Raw genomic sequence first — 15,724 nt, 5'->3', positions numbered from 1 at the left:
TATGATTTCCTTTTATTGTGGATAAGATGTGTATAGATTTGGGGATAAGTGTTCTTTGAATGATTCGTAGAATGATTTTGATGCTGTATGCTTAAAACCGAATTGCAATTGGCTGGTACATCGGTATATGGGCCAAAGTATGTGAAAAACAGCATACATTATGCTCGCAAGCAGGCGCACGGACCAAATGTATGTGCGGCTGGAAGTCCAAAACTTTCTGGAGTCACGGCAATCCCATAACAGAAAAAAAGAAGGGCAATCTATATAGTAGTGGTTTCCTTAATTTAACTCTGCTGATATAATGTTAGAATACATGACATGACAGAGTGGAGTGAACGTGCAGAATGGGAGTTCGCCGGAGCAAGGCCGCTATCGTTATTATTTTGTTGCTGGGTGTGGGGTTGTATGGCTTATGGATGGAGATGTACTGGGTACATAAGGTTGTCTATCTGCTGCTGATGGCAGCGCTGGCCGGGTTTGCGCTGGATATGCGCCGGGGCGGAGTGATTGGAGCCCGGCAATTGGCGGAATCACAGAGCAAGGTAGAACGGCTGGGCAATGAGATTGTTGTTACCTCGGACCGGCTGCATGGTGCTCTGGAGGAGATTACCCGCCATACCGAAGGGCTTCAGCAGACAGCGGACTATTCGCATGCCTATGAGGTGGAGCTGCAGACCCGCAGCAATGAGGCGAAGGCCAATATTGAGGGGGCTTTTGCCAGAATGGGCGGAGTAGCAGCGGTTACCGGACAGATTGGAGAGCTGACCGGACGGCTGAGTGCGGCGATGCAGGCAGCGCGTACAGGGATGGCGGGGATGGTGGATTCCCTGAAGAATACCGATGAGGTCATGGAGGAATTGCAGGAGCAGAGCGGAGATATGCTGGGCAAATTCACCACGTTAAGCGGACATATTGCGCTGGTGGAGGAGATGAACGCCCTGATCGTAAGCATCGGCAATGAGACCTCGCTGCTGGCGCTGAATGCCTCGATTGAAGCTGCGCGGGCTGGAGAAGCGGGACGGGGGTTCGCTGTGGTCGCAGGCCGGATCAGGCAGCTGGCCGATCAGAGCCGGGATTCCGTGGAGCGCTCTACGGCGGTGCTGCGGGATCTCAATCATGGAGTACGGCAGGTGCTGGAGTCGGTCACGAAGGAGCAGACTGCGGTTGCGCATGGCGTGAATGAAGTGGCGAAGGTGAAGCAGCGCCTCGGGGATATCTCGGCCCGGGTGGAGGAAGTTGGGGTCATAGTTAGGGAGTCAGCGGCTGCGGCCGATCGGCAGAGCAGGCTGATTGAAGAGGTGACCGGCGAACTAAGCGGTGCAGTGGGAATTGTTAATGAGACCATAGCAGGCGTAGACCTGACCCTGGAGCAGGTAACCCGCCAGCGGTCACAGATCGGGCAGCTTAATGAGATCAGCGCTAGCCTGCTGCTGGAATCTCAGACCCTGCAGCAGTCGGTGAACGGCATTGCCGGACGCGAAGCCATTGAACTGGGCCAATGTTCGGCGCGGCTTGAGGAAATGCAGACGGTGCTTCAGGAGATAGCAGCCAAGCAGGAGATGTTTGCAGCGGATGCGGACGTCCATGGCAGAGTTCTTACGGCCTGCAAGCATAAGGTGCCGGATGTGCAGGCCATCTGGTCCAACCGGACAGATGGCACCTTTATCTACTCCGAGCCTGCAGCCGGGCTGCTGAATGCGAAACGCCGTGATTGGTGGAACGGGGCGATGGCGGAAGGGCAATACGTCTCGCAGCCGTATGTCTCGGCCATAACGAAGCGTTCCTGCATCACACTCTCCAGAGCAATTACGAATGGCGACGGGGAGATTGTGGGTGTGGTGGGGATTGATCTGGCAGTCTAGACGCATTGAACAGTAGACGCATACTGCGAAATAGGCATTGTGATATTGAGAATTAAAAAAGAAAGGCAACAGCCTTTCTTGGTGTAGAGCATGATGCCTATTATATTGCGGTCAATACTCTGGCGATTACGCCAATCACTATAAATACTACTCCAGTAGTTAGACCCATTAAAGCGTTGCTTTTCAATGCAGGGATATCACTAGTGTCTTTCGATCCACGATTAGCAAAACGTACTAGCTTTGATTCAGGTTTGACGTATTGGAATACTGAAATGGCAAGTAATAGTAAGCCCAAGACCATCATTGTCATTTTTGCACCTCATTCTAAATTGTTGGGAAGATAATTTTCACTCAGCAGCATAATTATAACATTTGCAGTTGAGTGGAGCAAAGGAAGCGCAATTGGCCTCAAAGCACAGTCCGAAGAAACGGCGCAGCAGTTATTTTGAGGGGCTGTTATAGCCCCCATAGATTACTTTCGTTTGTTACGGCCAATTAAGCCGCCCACTATCCAAAAGATCAAAATACCAACAAAGGCAAATACAATCCAAAAAGCTATACGCACAGGCTATCACTCCTTTAAAATAACCTTACGATAATAGTTAATTTTCCGCAATATAAGGCTTTTATACCCAGGGAGGAAACAGACATAAAAAAGAGTTGCTTTCGCAACTCTCTCATGAACAGTCATTTATTCCGGCATGATCCAAACGATTTCGCAGATGCGTACAAAGAATTTTCTGCCTCTGGTATCCAGTACAACGTGGTCGGGTTTAACATCCATCACACATCCGCTAATCCCGCCTCGTGTGGTTTCGAGCACTACCTGTTTACCCTTTACGGACATTAAGGTTTCAACGACATAGGGATCAATCGGATAGACCATGATTGCTTGCGGCATCTGTTGATGCATAGGATACATTTGATTATTCAGCACTTTGTTACCTCCCGAATGGTTATACACCATCTTATGCGAATGCCTAATTAAAGAGCTAGGCGAGAGCCCATTCTAGGATAGGAAGTAAACGTTATGACACAACTACGTCCCTCTTCCCTTAGCGGCCGCTGCACGGATTGCTATAACCATTATCCCACTTTATAATGGACCGATAGCTTGTCCTATGGAGGCGTGAGTGTGCAATATAATTTGAGTATTCTGCTGCAATTGTTTGAGCGGGCTGCGCTGCTGCTGATGTGTCTGTTCGTTCTGAGCCGGGTGCCGCGGTTCAAGGAGATTTTTGCCAAAGGGGTTCATGCCCCTCAGGAGCTGGCGATTGTCACGGTCATCTTCAGCCTGTTCGCCATCTTCGGAACCTACAGCGGGATTAATGTGGAAGGGTCTCTGGTCAATGTGCGGATTATCGCCATTATCGCGGGGGGGATTCTGTTCGGCCCTTGGGTCGGGCTGATTACCGGGATCCTCTCGGGCGTACACCGCTTCCTGATCGATATCGGCGGGGTGACCTCGCTCCCGTGTCTGATTACCAGCATTACAGCGGGCGTGGTATCCGGGATCATCTACCGGCGCACCTCCCCTGAACGCCGCTGGATCGCTGCCATTGCTGCCGGGATGGCCTGCGAGGCACTGACGATGGCACTGATTCTGGTGATGGCTGATCCCCACTCGCTGGGGGTGGACATCGTGTCCAAGATTGCTTTTCCGATGATAGTGGGGCAGATCTGTGCCGGGCTGATTGTTACGCTTGTGCAGAGTGTAGAAGGGGAGAAAGAGCGGATTGCCGCGAAGCAGTCCAAGCTGGCGCTGGATATTGCCAATAAGACGCTTCCATATTTCCGCAGTATTAATCCCGAGTCGCTGCGTACCATCTGCGGAATCATCCAGGAGGATATCGGGGCGGATGCGGTGGCAATTACCGATACCAGAGTCATTCTGGCCTACGTGGGTGTCGGGGAAGAATATTATGCCGAGGCTAATGAGATCATCAGTGAGGAGACGAAGCAGACGCTGAGCAGCGGGGAGATTACCATCCGTGACGACGATACCGAGTACATGAACCGGGACATCCGCTCGCTGATCATTATTCCGCTGAAGGAGAAGGGGGAGGTGACGGGGTCACTCAAGATCTACTATACCCACGCGCATAAAATCACCTATTCCCTCCAGGCTATGGCGGTAGGGCTGTCACAGATCATCTCCACACTGATGGAGGTCTCACGGGTTGAGGGGATCAAGGAGATGGCCAATAAGGCCGAGCTGAAGGCACTGCAGACCAGCATCAACCCCCATTTTCTATTCAATGCGCTGAATGCGATTATCTCCTCGATCCGCATCGACCCGGACAAGGCGCGCGAGCTGATCGTCAACCTGTCGGGGTATATGCGGTATAATCTGGAGCTGACCGATGAGTCCATAGATATCCGGCGCGAGCTGCAGCAGGTGCAGCATTATGTGGAGATTGAGAAGGCCCGTTTCGGCAGCCGCCTGAGCGTTCTGTACGATATAGATGAGGTAGCGGTACGCATTCCGAGTCTGGTCATTCAGCCGCTGGTGGAGAATGCGATTATCCACGGGATTTTGAAGGGGAAAGGGAACGGAACGGTAGACATCTCGGTCAAGGATCACGGAGACAGCGTAAGGGTGCGAATTGCCGATACCGGAGCGGGGATCAGTGAAGAGACGATTGCAAAAGTCTACAGCGGAAGCATGGAAGGCCACAAAATCGGCCTCAACAACGTGCACCAGCGCATCAAGCTGATTTATGGTACAGGTCTGATCATCCGGCGGCTGGCTAAGGGGACGGAAATCTATTTTGATGTGATAAAGGAGCAGCGATGAGAGCGATCATTGTCGAGGATGAAGTGCTGGCAAGACAGGAGCTTACGTATCTGATTCAGACCCACAGCCGGATCAAGATCGCGGCGGAATTCGAGGACGGGCTGGATGCGCTGAAGTATCTGCAGACCGATACGGTGGATGTGATTTTCCTGGATATCAATATCCCTTCGATCGACGGGGTGCTGCTGGCCCATAATATCAGCCGGTTCGCGGTCAAGCCGTATATTGTGTTCATTACAGCCTATAAGGAGCATGCCGCCGAGGCGTTCGAGATTGAAGCGTTCGACTATATTCTGAAGCCCTACAGCGAGACGCGGATCAGAGCGATGCTGCAGAAGCTGGAGGGTGCCATCGCGGCCGGGAGCCGCCAGGGGGAAGAGGGATCGGTGAAGCTGGGCAGCGATAAGGTCAATCTGTGGAAAAATGAAAAGATTATCGTCGTCGATGCAGACGAAATCTATTATGCTTCGGCGCAGGAGAAAACAACGAGTGTTATTACCAAAGGTGAGGAATACAGCATGGCTCTAAGCATCAGCGAATTCCATACCCGCCTGCCGCAGGAGCAGTTCTTCCGCTGCCACCGCTCCTATCTTGTCAATCTGTCCAAAATCAAGGAGATTATCCCCTGGTTCAACAATACCTATCTGCTTAGGCTGCGGGATCTGAATGTGGAGGTTCCAGTCAGCCGCAGTAAGGTGAAGGAATTCAGGCAGATTATGCGTCTCTAGCGGCAGTTCATTCCCTGTCAGTGTCATCTCATTCCGGATTTCTCTCAGAAGGAGCTCCTTTCGCTACAATGAAGAGGCAAAGTAAGCCTTGAAGCGACTTCGAAAGAGAAAGAAGGAATCACCATGACAACGACTATGACCAGTAAACGGTGGCTCATCGTACTAGGTACAGTAATTATGCAAATGGGACTTGGTACCATCTACACCTGGAGCCTGTTCAATGCACATCTTGTCAGTACATTTGGTTTTGAGCTTAGCTCAGTTTCGATAACGTTTTCTATTACCAGCTTTGCCTTGGCCTTCGCCACACTGTTCGCAGGCAAGCTGCAGGACCGGTTCGGTCTCCGCAGACTGACCGCAGCTTCCGGCATTCTGCTGGGGCTGGGGCTGATTCTAAGCTCACAGGCCAGTTCCCTGCCGATGTTCTACCTGCTGGCTGGCGTAGTGGTCGGGTATGCGGACGGAACGGCGTACATTACTTCGCTGTCCAATCTGATGAAGTGGTTCCCGAAGAATAAGGGACTGATCTCCGGGGTGTCCGTGGGTGCTTACGGAACGGGCAGTCTGATCTTCAAATATATCAACGGCGGCCTGATTGAATCGGCGGGGGTGTCGAATGCTTTTCTATACTGGGGCCTTATAGTTATGATGATGATCCTTGTTGGCTCGCTGCTGATCCGGGAGGCTCCGGCTGCTGCGCCTGTCATAGGCAACCCGAAGCTGGCCGCCTCCGGGGCTGCACTTCTGCCTAAGGATTATACGGTAAAAGAAATGCTCCGTACGAAGGAAGCATACCTGCTGTTCGTGATCTTCTTCACCGCCTGCATGAGCGGCCTCTATCTGATCGGAATCGTGAAGGATATCGGTGTGCAGCTGGCGGGTATGGATGTGGCGACGGCGGCAAACGCTGTAGCGATGATCGCTATTTTCAATACGGCCGGACGCCTGATTCTTGGCGCATTATCCGACCGGGTAAGCCGCACCAAGCTGATTAGTATCACGCTGGCGGTAACGGCTATGGCGATGTTTACCCTCAGCTATGCCACACTGAGCTATGGCCTGTTCTTCGCCTGTGTGGCGGTCATCGCCTTCTGCTTCGGCGGTAACATTACCGTCTTCCCGGCGATTGTCAGTGACTTCTTCGGCCTGAAGAATCACAGCAAGAACTACGGCATCATCTATCAGGGCTTCGGGATCGGCGCGCTGTCCGGCTCGTTCATCGCCGCCTTCCTCGGCGGGTTCAAGCCCACTTTTAACATCATCGGGCTGCTGTGTATTCTGGCGTGCATCCTGGCGGTTTCGCTGAAGCCTCCGGTAGCCAGAGCAGCCAAAGCCAAGGGAATGAGCCTGAAGCCTTCACGGCATACGGCTTAACCATATATCGATTTACGTCGGCTTGAGAAAGTACAGACAAATAAGAGTACTATAGACAAACAAGAGTACTATAGACAAACAAGAGTACTACAGACAAAGAGAATAGTTCGGAGAAGAGATGTCCTACTTCCGCGTGAGCGGGTGGGAGGTCTTTTTTTCATGGTCGAAAACAAACATATTTTTCGAGGCACAACTCCAGCATGAAAATGAGCAGTATGCCTAATACAGAATGTCGTCCGTTCATCTGTTTAGCTTACCTAATTCAGCAAACCGACCCCAAATGGCCCGGATGCCCCGCGTCAGCCAAATGTAATCGAAAAACCGATCACAATGGGACGGGGTGCGCTGCGTGGGCTAAATGTAATCGAAAAACCGATCACAATGGGATTGGGTGGTCATACCCCTGTCAAGTAGACAGATGAAAAAAGCTAAGCAGCCAGCGCGTGTCGATACTCAATCGGCGCGCGCTGTTTCAGTTTCGCCTGAAAACGTTGGTAATTGTAAAAGTAGATATACTCCTCAACGGCTTGATGAATCTCTGCTTCTGACTTACACTGGTGAAGGTACAACTTTTCTGTCTTCAGATGCGAAAAGAAGGATTCGATGCAGGCGTTATCCAGGCAGGTTGCTTTGCGAGAGTGGCTGCCCTTGACGCTGAATGCCTCTAATCGTGTGTTGTACGCCTGAGACGTGTACTGAAAGCCTTGGTCCGAATGGAGCACGGCCTCAGACACGTCTCTTTTCCGTGTCCACTGTTCAACGGTATCTAAGACGAGGTTTACGTCGTTTCGCTCCGAGATCTGCCAAGCTACAATCTCATTGTTAAAGAGGTCCTGAATCGCAGACAGATAATAAAAACGGGTGCCGTCTGAGATATATGTGATGTCCGTTACTAGCTTCTGCTGAGGTGCTGTCGCATGAAACTTACGCTTTAATCGGTTCGGGTAGACCACGGAAGGAGTAGAGCCCGCACGACTCCTTTTCTTGCGAATGACAGACTGGATCGATAGCTCTTTCATGAGCCGCCATACCTTCTTGTGGTTGACGAGGTAGCCTGCCTCCCGCAGGGCTGCCTGCATTCGAGGGTACCCGAAATAGGGATGAACCAGGTGAATAGCCACCATATGCTCTTTAATGGCGTGCTCTTGCTCATGGGCATCCATTCGTCGAACCTCTGCACCTCGCCACTTGTAGTAATTTGCCCGCGATACCTCTGCAATGGCTAATAGGCGGGTGATGCCATGTTGGTCACGTAGTTCTTCAATTACGGCGTATTTGTCGTGCAGTCCAAGCTTCCCTCCCTTTACAGATTTGGATACCGCTTTTTTAAGTAGTCCACCTGTGCCTTTAAGTAATCTCGTTCTTCTTCTATACTGGCAAATGTAGAACGTGGACGTCCTTTTAAAGGGCTTGTTGCCCCTTTTTGTGTATCGAGTGGCTCCCCATTCCGATATTTCTTTACCCATACTTTAAGCTGGGTACAGTTCACAATCCCCAACCTGTCGGAGACGACCTTATAGCTCTCACCTCCTGTAAAATAGGCTTGAATAGCCTCTTTCTTGAATGCCTCCGTGTACGATTGAAACACTTGTCCCTTTTTGGCCATACCAAAATCCCCTCCAAGTTCACTCATTTCCTCATGTTAACACATGAGGTTTTTTCGAGTGTCTACTTAAAGGGGATAATACCATGGGTGCGCCGCGTCGGCTAAATGTAATCGAAAAACCGATCACAATGGGACGGGGGGCGTACGTTGGAGGTGCGTGGGCTGCCGAGAACAGGCCCATGTTGGTATGAGCGGGTATGGCTGAGTCAGAGTCAGCGGATATAGCAAAAAGGCATCCGGGAAGCGTAGGGTTACGCTCCGCCGGGTGCCTTTGTGTTTATCAGATAAGTGGATGGAGAAACTGTGTGGCCGGAGAATTAACCTTCCAGCAGCAGGGATTCCGGGTCCTCCAGCAATTCCTTGACTCTGACCAAGAAGCTGACCGCTTCTGATCCGTCCACGATCCGGTGATCGTAGGACAAGGCGATGTACATCATCGGACGGTTGGCCGTGCGCTCCTCATCCAGCGCGATGGGGCGCAGCTGGATCTTGTGCATGCCGAGAATGCCGACCTGCGGGGTGTTAAGGATCGGTGTGGACAGCAGGGAGCCAAATACTCCGCCGTTCGTGATGGTGAAGGTTCCGCCCTGGAGCTCCGGCAGGCTGAGCGTATTGGCACGCGCCTTGGAGGCCAGTTCGCCGATCCGCCGCTCGATCTCAGGGAAGCTAAGCCGGTCGGCATCGCGGACGACCGGTACAACCAGGCCTTCCTTGGCAGCTACGGCAATGCCGATGTCATAATATTTCTTCAGCAGGAGATCTTCTCCGTCGATCTCCGCATTCAGCATCGGATAAGCCTTGAGTGCGCCGATGACGGCCTTGGTGAAGAAGGACATGAAGCCGAGTCCGACCTCGTGCTTCTCCTTGAAGGCATCCTTGCGGCGCTTGCGGATGTCGAGAATGGCGGTCATGTCCACCTCGTTGAAGGTGGTGAGCATCGCGGCCGTCTGCTGCGCTTCGACCAGGCGGCTGGCAATCGTCAGCCGCCGCCGCGACATGCGCTTGCGCTCGGTGGCTTTGCCGTCCTCGGCGTGCGGCGCCTTGCCCGCTGCCTGCGGCGCGGGCTTCGCCGGCTCCGGCCGCGCGGCTGCCGCCGGAGCAGCTTGCGCAGCGGCCTGTGGCCCGGCTGCGCCATGACCATCCACATCGGCCTGACCGATCCGGCCGATAGGGTCGCGGGCACTGACCTCGCCGAGGTCGATGCCCCGCTCCCGCGCCAGCTTGCGCGCCCCCGGCGAAGCCAGGGCCGCAGTGCCAGCAGCGGCAGGCTCAGCCGCTGCTGCACTTGCGGCAGCAGCAGGCGCGCTGCCGCTCTGCGGTGCGGCCGCTTCCGGCTGGCTGCCGCCAGCGGCCGGTGCCCCGGCGGCGCTGCCGATGATGCCGATGGCTTCGCCAACGGCAACGTTCTCGCCCGCCTGGCGCAGGATGGAGGAGATGACGCCATCCTCCTCCGCACTGATCTCGAGATTGACCTTGTCAGTCTCAAGCTCGGCAAGCACATCCCCCTGGCCGACGGTGTCGCCCTCTTTAACCAGCCATTTGTAGATCGTTCCTTCGGAAATCGATTCGCCCAAATCGGGTACTTTTATCTCGGACACAGGCCGTACCTCCCCAAATATAGTGGTGTGCGTGATATTGGATGACCGCCTTGCTGTGCTCAGGAAGACGGTACAGGTGCTTGCACTGCAGCATTCAATTTCAGGGCTTCCCGGACAATGCGCCGCTGCTCGAAGCTATGGACATCTGCGTAGCCGCTTGCCGGGCTGGAACGGTCCGGACGGCCGATGTACTGGACAGTGACCTTCTGCGGTGCGATGGCGCGCAGCCGGGATTCGGCATACGTCCAGCCGCCCATATTCTTCGGTTCTTCCTGTACCCAGATGATCTCCTCCAGAGAGCTGAAGCCGCTAAGGTGAGCGCCAAGCTCGCGTTCCGGGAACGGATAGAGCTGTTCCATGCGCAAAATGTGCAGCCAGGAGAAGTCCTGTCCGCGCGTTGCCTCCAGCTCCGTCTGCAGGTCGATGGCCACCTTGCCGCTGCATACCACGAGGCGCTTCACGGCTTCCGGCTTACTGCCGAGCAGCGGCTCGGGAAGAACCGGCTGGAAGGTGCCCGAAGCGAGGTCCGCTCCGGCTGAGGTGCTGCGCGTGTTACGGATCAGGCTCTTCGGCGCCATGATCACCAGCGGCCGGGCATCCGGTTGTCCGCAGAGCGCGGCCTGACGGCGGAGCAGATGGAAATACTGCGCAGCGCTGGTCAGGTTGGCTACAGTCCAGTTCTCCTCGGCGGAGAGCTGGAGGAACCGTTCCATCCGGCCGCTGGAGTGTTCTGGTCCTTGGCCTTCATAGCCGTGAGGCAGCAGGATCGTCAGATTGCTGCGCTGCGTCCACTTGGCACGGCCGGCGGAAATGAACTGGTCGATAATGACCTGGGCGGCATTGGCGAAGTCGCCGTATTGAGCCTCCCAGATGACGAAGGTCTCCGGTGCGAACACATTATAACCATATTCGAAGCCGAGGACAGAGGCCTCGGACAGCGGACTGTTGTATACGCCGAAGGAAGCGCTGGAATCACTTAGCTGATGCAGCGGAGAATAGAGTTCGCCGTTCTCACTGTCATGCAGCACCAGGTGACGGTGGGCGAAGGTGCCGCGCTGTGAATCCTGTCCGCTGAGGCGGATCGGCGTGCCGTCCTTCAGGATGGTAGCGAAGGCAAGCGTCTCTGCCAGCGCCCAGTCCACCCGCTCTCCGTCATTCAGTGCATCCTTGCGGCGCTGCAGAATCCGTTCCAGCTTCGGATAGACCTTGAAGCCGGCCGGTACGCGCAGCAGCTCGCGGTTAATCTCCTGCAGACCGGCCAGAGGGAAGGCTGTCGGACGCTGCTGGGGACTGTCGTTATCCAGTGCGACGGCGATTTTGGACTCGGCATTCTTTTGCTTGCCTTCCTTCATCTGGTCAAAGGCCTGCTGAAGGACGCTCTCCGCCTCCGCAATCATATTCTTCACATCATCCGCTGTGATTACCTTCTCGCGCTCCAGGCGTTCAGCATAAGCGCGGTACACAGTAGGGTGGTTCCGCACTTTGCCGTACACAATCGGCTGGGTTGTCTCGGGATCATCCATTTCATTATGCCCGTGGCGGCGGTAGCCGATCAGATCAATCAGGAAGTCCTTCTTGAACATATGGCGGTAAGCACTGGCCAGACGGACTGCGGCAATACAGGCTTCCGGGTCATCGGCATTGACATGCACGATTGGAATCTCATACCCTTTGGCCAAGTCGCTGGCATAATGGGTGGAGCGGGAATCCTCGCTCTCGGTGGTGAAGCCGATCCGGTTATTGACGATAATATGCACGGTACCGCCATTCTGATAACCCTGCAATTTGCCAATATTAAGCGTCTCAGCGACAATCCCTTCGCCAGGGAAGGCTGCATCACCGTGCATCAGCACAGCCATGGCCTTGCTTGTGTTCAGCTTAGGCAGTCCCGGAGCGTTGCGCTCTTCCTGTGCGGCGCGTGTGAAGCCCTCGACGACAGGATTGACGAATTCAAGATGGCTCGGGTTATTGGCCAGCGTGATCCGGGTGCGTACGGTCTCGCCTTCGCGGACGGCACGGTCAGCCCCGAGATGGTACTTCACATCACCGCTCCAGCCGTAGGTCACGCCCATGGAGCCTTCCGAAGGGAACAGCTCTTTGTTCGGCGAATGATGGAATTCTGAGAAAATAATATCATAAGGCTTGCCCAGAATATGAGCCAGCACATTAAGTCTTCCGCGGTGGGCCATACCCATCAGGATATGCTCTGCGCCGTCATGCGCGGCAGCCCGCACAATCTCATCCAGCATCGGCACAAGGGCATCATTGCCCTCCAGGCTGAAACGCTTTTGCCCAACGAAGGTCTTGTGCAGGAAGGTCTCGAAATGCTCCACCTGAACCAGCCGCTTCAGCAGCTCTTTGCGTTCTGTATTATTCAGCGGGGCAGGGGAGGTCATCGATTCCGCCTGGCTGTTGAGCCAGCGCAGCTCGCGTTCATCATGCACATGCCCGAATTCATAAGCAATGGTCTGTGTATAGGCCTGGCGCATTCTGTGGACGGCATCCATCGCGGTATGCACATCCGCAGGGGCGTTATCCCAGATCAGCGAAGCGGGCAGAGCATTAAGATCCTCGCGGGTAAGCTCGTAGGTCTCCAGCTCCAGCCATTTGGCCATCGGGTTCGTGCTGCGCTCCAGCGGGTCAATGTCTGCGGCCATATGGCCGTATATTCGAATATTGGCGATCAGCTTCGAGGCCTTGACGGCCTTCTTGAGCCACTGCGCATCTGCTGATACGGCAGGCCTTGGAGCCCTCTCGGCATCGGGTGCCAACGGAGGGGGGCCGGATACGGTGAAGAGATCGCGGTAATGTTGTTCAACAGAAGAGGGGTCCTTGACAAATTGCTCATATCTTTCTTGGATGTAGCCCAGGTTGGGGCCGTAGTATTTGCTCCATACTGTGTCGTTATAGGGCTCTTTGACTGCCATGAATAGGTCCTCCTAACGGATAAACTCCACGCGAGGCATCCAGTGTGCCACTTGGCGGAGCTGCAAATGTTTGCGGTTTCATTCTCACCTTATTGTGCTACTTTCCGGCGGGGTAATCAATTCATACTTTCGGTCAATCCGTTCGCAATTTGGCATGATTCATTACAGTATTCATACGGAACTATCATAAATAGAAAAAACTCATATAACAGCCCGTTATACATACAAATGGGTAATTGTCTCTATACGATGTTGCGCGCAGCGGTAAGGTGGAGCAGTTAGAGTTCCCTTTAGTATATTTAAACTATTGGCTAGTGTTTGAACTTGGAACTGGAAATATTTATACAAGCTGCTGGCAATTTCAGCTAAGTTTCCTCACATTTTATCATAAAAAAATTCCAGAAAACGACACACTAATCGCGTATGATCTTGTATAATGTTATTGCGGAGAACGGTTTCATCGATTCTTGCCAGATCCTTTCATGATGGAAAGGGTCCAGTAAAAGGTAAACCTGCCGAAAGACAGGGGCACAAAGTCTCGGATCTAAAGTAGAGATACTACAAAGTAGCAAAACTACTATGATGGCCGGACTGCCTGGGGACGCGAAAATTCTAGGAGGAGATTTCTTGGATATGTCCAACCAGGGGAATGACGAGCTGCAGGCAGTAGATCTGGATTTAGAATGGGTGCACTTGCTGATGTCTGCTAAGCAGGCGGGGATCACGGCGGAGGAGATCCGCCGGTTTCTAAGTGAGAAGGCACTCCAGGCGATGTAAGGGCGGTCATCATTGTTCGGATACATACAGAAAAGGCACAGCGTCCGGTACGCTGTGCCTTTTCTGTATGCCGCTTGAAGCATGCCTTCGCCGAAGGCGGCCTCCCTGCCGTGCGGAGTTTTCCCTGTGGCATACAATGCAAAGACTAGTTGTCCTTTTGTTCCATGCGCCATTTCTGGTAATCGAGGAACTCCTTGAATTCACGTTTGCTTATACCGGAGGCCATGGCCTCCTGAACCAGCCGGAACCATTCCCCGTCCAGAGCCTGTTCTTCTGTCTCTGCCAGTCCCCCATACAGCAGAACATGAATGGATACCTGAAGCGCGTCAGCGATTTTTTCGATGAATTGAATGGAGGGGTTGGATTGAATATTCCGTTCCACATTACTGAGGTATGATTTCGCCACATCAGCCTTATCCGCAAGCTCGGATAGCGAATATCCCTTCTCCAGCCGGAGTTTGTGGATGCGGCTTCCCATAGTATCTGACACGATTACAACGCCCTCCGTACTTTTTTGGTAAAAGATAAGAAGTGATATGCTTCGCGCTATACCCTAACCCTATCTTTCTCGCGGAAACGGTACCGCCCTTTCAAAAGGAGGGACGGCAAAGCCGTTTTCACTTGTCAGTATAACAAAAAACCGCAAATCGGACAAAATCATTGAGCCCGGCAGCCTGGAGAAAAGAAAACAGCACACCCGGCCCGGTTGGGGAAGGATGTGCTGTCTTGATGGATTGCTGACCTACTTGGCTTCTCCCAGGCCTTGAAGTGCATCGAAGGTCCAGTTCAATGCTAAACCGTCACCCTGGAAAATATTCTGATCGAGCGTATTGTCTACGAACTCGAAGGCGATCTTGAAGGTCTTGGACCCGGCTGCGGCAATCCCTCCTGGCAGTACACCTGCTGCTACGAGATCGTAGCTGGGGGTGTTTTTCAGATCCTTCAGAGAGATCTCGGACAGTACATGACCGCTTAATGAACCGCCGGTGTACGAATTATCGAGGAGCTTGACCTTGAAGTGGTCTCCGAGATCCTGGCCCGCGTTATCGCCCTTGGCATCGGTTACGGTGTAAGTGGTGGCAAGCTTGAGGAATTTGATATCCAGTGTGCCGTCATTGGACAAGGTGAAGGTGCGGACGGTGTAGTCTCCCGGCTTCAGATTCGTCAGAGCTACCGGAGTGTTGAAGGAAGAGCCTAGCTTCAGCGTACCCGCTGCGAAGGTTGCCGTGCTTGTAGCTGTGGAACTGAAGTAAGCGAAGGTGCCCCCGCCGATTAAAGACAAACCCAGTGCTGCCGATGCTACGCCAAGACCCAAAGTTTTTTTGATACCCATGATTGATTTCCTCCTCGAATGGTTTGTTTTGTTGTGGAATTATTTGAGACTGCCTTTTTCCTGGTTAGCTTCAAAATTCAGAGTCAGCGCAAGCGTATCGCCCTGATAATAGTTCTGCGGCTGGAGGGTCTCCTTGAAGGCGAACTGGATGGTCAGGTTATCCGAGGTACCGGCTTTGATGCCGGACTTCTCTCCGCCTAAGATCGCTCCGACAATTCCCCGGGCCACCAGATCGGGACTCTCCTGCTCCAGATCGGCCAGCGAGATGACCAGGAGCGGTGATTCCTTCTTATCTTTGTTCACGAGGAAGGTCACAATAATATCATCCTTGAAATTATGGGAGCCGTTGTCTCCCTGGGCGTCTGTAATGGCCGATGAGGTGCGCAGTACCACTTTGGGAATATTGAGCGTCCCGTCGTTTTTGAGTTTGAAGTCCCGTAAGACCGTGTCGCCCGGCTTAAGATTGCTGAGATTCACAATGACGGAGGGATCAGATTGCAGTGATAGGGTTCCGTTGTTAAAAGAAGCTGAGGAAGTCGAAGTACTGCTGAAGTAAGCGAAGGTACCTCCGCCGACCAGGGTTAAGCCTAATGCTGCCGATACAACGCCGAGACCTAATGTTTTTTTGACGTTCATTTGTTCATCCCTCTCTTAATGAGTCTATTGAGTGCATAGCCGGTGCTTCCGGCAAGCTGTATTGTGGCTCCGCGTTTCGTAAACGG

14 protein-coding genes and 1 riboswitch are annotated in these 15,724 nt (G+C 53.4%); of the genes, 5 read left to right on the top strand and 9 right to left on the bottom strand.

What is annotated here, in order from left to right; translation table 11 throughout:
• The first annotated feature begins 344 nt into the window (after window positions 1-344).
• Window positions 345-1,862, top strand: coding sequence for a methyl-accepting chemotaxis protein (locus tag MKX42_RS32375; protein WP_340757495.1), 1,518 nt, complete (start codon window positions 345-347; stop codon window positions 1,860-1,862).
• Between the two features lie 100 nt (window positions 1,863-1,962).
• On the opposite strand, the gene MKX42_RS32370 is transcribed toward MKX42_RS32375, so the two are convergent.
• Window positions 1,963-2,172: a hypothetical protein gene (locus MKX42_RS32370; protein ID WP_340757494.1), complete on the bottom strand. Its 210-nt coding sequence runs from the start codon at window positions 2,170-2,172 to the stop codon at window positions 1,963-1,965.
• 381 nt (window positions 2,173-2,553) lie between these two features.
• On the bottom strand, window positions 2,554-2,784 hold the full coding sequence (locus tag MKX42_RS32365) for a YuzF family protein (protein ID WP_174479860.1): 231 nt from the start codon (window positions 2,782-2,784) through the stop codon (window positions 2,554-2,556).
• A 270-nt stretch (window positions 2,785-3,054) separates the two neighbouring features.
• On the opposite strand from MKX42_RS32365, the gene MKX42_RS32360 reads away from it, so the two are divergent.
• The 3 genes from MKX42_RS32360 (at window position 3,055) to MKX42_RS32350 (ending at window position 6,761) form a co-directional block, all read left to right on the top strand.
• Window positions 3,055-4,659: a LytS/YhcK type 5TM receptor domain-containing protein gene (locus tag MKX42_RS32360; protein ID WP_445669402.1), complete on the top strand. Its 1,605-nt coding sequence runs from the start codon at window positions 3,055-3,057 to the stop codon at window positions 4,657-4,659.
• Window positions 4,656-5,387, top strand: a complete 732-nt coding sequence (locus MKX42_RS32355; protein WP_340757492.1) for a LytR/AlgR family response regulator transcription factor — start codon at window positions 4,656-4,658, stop codon at window positions 5,385-5,387. The genes MKX42_RS32360 and MKX42_RS32355 overlap by 4 nt, the downstream gene beginning before the upstream one ends.
• A gap of 123 nt (window positions 5,388-5,510) precedes the next feature.
• The gene (locus MKX42_RS32350; RefSeq protein ID WP_340757491.1) at window positions 5,511-6,761 is read left to right on the top strand and encodes an L-lactate MFS transporter; all 1,251 of its coding nucleotides are present in this window, start codon (window positions 5,511-5,513) and stop codon (window positions 6,759-6,761) included.
• A 428-nt stretch (window positions 6,762-7,189) separates the two neighbouring features.
• On the opposite strand, the gene MKX42_RS32345 is transcribed toward MKX42_RS32350, so the two are convergent.
• The 4 genes from MKX42_RS32345 to MKX42_RS32335 all read right to left on the bottom strand — a co-directional run bounded on the left by MKX42_RS32345 (window position 7,190) and on the right by MKX42_RS32335 (window position 12,892).
• Window positions 7,190-8,143 carry an IS3 family transposase gene (locus MKX42_RS32345; protein WP_445669363.1) on the bottom strand — a complete coding sequence of 318 codons (954 nt, stop codon included), beginning with the start codon at window positions 8,141-8,143 and terminating at the stop codon, window positions 7,190-7,192.
• Complete coding sequence (locus MKX42_RS33535; RefSeq protein ID WP_445669297.1) at window positions 8,065-8,367, bottom strand: transposase; 303 nt, start codon at window positions 8,365-8,367, stop codon at window positions 8,065-8,067. Before MKX42_RS33535 ends, MKX42_RS32345 begins: the two co-directional genes overlap by 79 nt.
• Window positions 8,368-8,684: 317 nt before the next feature.
• Window positions 8,685-9,965: a 2-oxoglutarate dehydrogenase complex dihydrolipoyllysine-residue succinyltransferase gene (gene odhB / locus MKX42_RS32340; protein WP_340757490.1), complete on the bottom strand. Its 1,281-nt coding sequence runs from the start codon at window positions 9,963-9,965 to the stop codon at window positions 8,685-8,687.
• A 59-nt stretch (window positions 9,966-10,024) separates the two neighbouring features.
• Window positions 10,025-12,892: a 2-oxoglutarate dehydrogenase E1 component gene (locus MKX42_RS32335; RefSeq protein WP_340757489.1), complete on the bottom strand. Its 2,868-nt coding sequence runs from the start codon at window positions 12,890-12,892 to the stop codon at window positions 10,025-10,027.
• Between the two features lie 495 nt (window positions 12,893-13,387).
• A riboswitch (cyclic di-GMP riboswitch) is annotated at window positions 13,388-13,491 on the top strand.
• Window positions 13,492-13,525: 34 nt separating this feature from the next.
• Between MKX42_RS32335 and MKX42_RS32330 the strand changes: the two genes are divergently transcribed.
• A complete protein-coding gene (locus MKX42_RS32330) occupies window positions 13,526-13,669 on the top strand; it encodes an anti-repressor SinI family protein (protein WP_340757921.1) in 144 nt (47 codons plus the stop codon).
• A gap of 145 nt (window positions 13,670-13,814) precedes the next feature.
• Here the strand turns inward: MKX42_RS32330 and MKX42_RS32325 are convergent, their stop codons facing one another.
• From MKX42_RS32325 to MKX42_RS32315, 3 genes are all read right to left on the bottom strand, one after another.
• A complete protein-coding gene (locus MKX42_RS32325) occupies window positions 13,815-14,147 on the bottom strand; it encodes a helix-turn-helix domain-containing protein (protein ID WP_036695620.1) in 333 nt (110 codons plus the stop codon).
• 264 nt (window positions 14,148-14,411) lie between these two features.
• Window positions 14,412-15,002 (bottom strand): TasA family protein, encoded by a 591-nt coding sequence (locus tag MKX42_RS32320; protein WP_340757488.1) that lies wholly within the window; start codon window positions 15,000-15,002, stop codon window positions 14,412-14,414.
• 39 nt (window positions 15,003-15,041) lie between these two features.
• On the bottom strand, window positions 15,042-15,638 hold the full coding sequence (locus MKX42_RS32315; RefSeq protein ID WP_209994436.1) for a TasA family protein: 597 nt from the start codon (window positions 15,636-15,638) through the stop codon (window positions 15,042-15,044).
• Window positions 15,639-15,724 lie beyond the last annotated feature (86 nt).

The organism is Paenibacillus sp. FSL R7-0204 (genome assembly GCF_038002225.1).
Classification (GTDB): Bacteria; Bacillota; Bacilli; order Paenibacillales; family Paenibacillaceae; genus Paenibacillus_AQ.
The sequence above is the reverse complement of the archived record's forward strand: the minus strand, read 5'-3'. Positions and strand labels throughout refer to the sequence as shown.